General features: G+C 43.9%; 2 pseudogenes. Both read right to left on the bottom strand.

Annotation, left to right across the window (positions count from 1 at the left end):
• Nucleotides 1-573, bottom strand: a pseudogene (locus O9X84_RS19555) (IS3 family transposase); the annotation flags it as partial.
• A pseudogene (locus O9X84_RS19550) lies at nucleotides 528-667 on the bottom strand (transposase); the annotation flags it as partial. The pseudogenes O9X84_RS19550 and O9X84_RS19555, both read right to left, overlap by 46 nt.

Raw genomic sequence — 667 nt, 5'->3', positions numbered from 1 at the left:
CAGCAGCTTTGCTGTTGCGGTTTTAAGCATGTCAGTGACTAAGGGCAACGTGACAGATGTTCGCACCTCATAGCTGACCACTTCTTGGTTAAACAGGTCGATTACCGGCGACAGGTATACTTTCTGGCCATTGACCTTAAATTCAGTGACATCGGTCACCCATTTTTGATTTGGCTTTTTTGCCGTGAACTCACGTTGAAGAACATTTTCAGCGATTCTACCGACTTCACCTTTGTAAGACTTGTAGCGTTTAGGTCTGACTTTTGATTTCAAGCCAAGCTCGCCCATCAAGCGCTGTACACGTTTATGGTTAACCACTAAGCCCGTCGCCCTTAGCGCGTAAGTTATCCTACGATAGCCGTATCGCCCTTTATGCTTGTGATAGATATCACGTATTTTCACGCGCAAGTCATTATTGGAACAAGGCCGATTCAGTGTATTACGCTGGTAGTAATACACGCTTTTGGGAAGCCCTGTGACCTTTAATAAGTGTTGTAAGCTGTATTTTGCCTTGAGCTCTTCGACAACTATCGTTTTGTCTTTGCTTTTTTCTTTCTGGCTTGAGCCAAGGCTTCTAACTTTTTTAAGACTGCGTTCTCTGCACGTAGATAATCCAATTCTTCTCTGAGCTCTTTTTCAGACATGTCTGCTGATGGTTTAGGAGTTG

The sequence above is a fragment of the Alteromonas sp. BMJM2 genome, assembly GCF_027257845.1.
Lineage (GTDB): Bacteria > Pseudomonadota > Gammaproteobacteria > Enterobacterales > Alteromonadaceae > Alteromonas.
The sequence above is the reverse complement of the archived record's forward strand: the minus strand, read 5'-3'. Positions and strand labels throughout refer to the sequence as shown.